Origin of the sequence: Cobetia sp. SIMBA_158, from assembly GCF_046566945.1 — a bacterium.
Lineage (GTDB): Bacteria > Pseudomonadota > Gammaproteobacteria > Pseudomonadales > Halomonadaceae > Cobetia > Cobetia amphilecti.
Genome location: NZ_JAWJYL010000590.1, coordinates 1 through 260, shown reverse-complemented (window position 1 = coordinate 260; position 260 = coordinate 1). Strand labels below are relative to the sequence as shown.

1 protein-coding gene is annotated in these 260 nt (G+C 41.5%); it reads right to left on the bottom strand.

Going from position 1 to position 260, the window contains the following annotated elements; genetic code table 11:
- A partial coding sequence (locus tag R2R70_RS21200; protein WP_410979079.1) for an amino acid permease occupies positions 1 to 260 on the bottom strand: 260 nt, incomplete at both ends.

The window sequence follows — 260 nt, the reverse complement described above, 5'->3', positions numbered from 1 at the left end:
AGACTAAATACTTGGACAAAGGGACTATTTTCAGCACTAAGACTTGTCCACGGATTGATACATAAAATGACGAAGATGGCACCTATGTAAAATAGCAAAATCCGTGCTGGTATTTTGTTAATGGCAGAAGGAATGTTTTTCTTCGGATCGGACGTTTCCGCTGCAGATACACCCACAATTTCGACTCCTACAAAGGAAAAGACAACCATTTGGAAGGCAAATAAAAAGCCCGTAATGCCATTTGGGAAAAGGCCACCGTG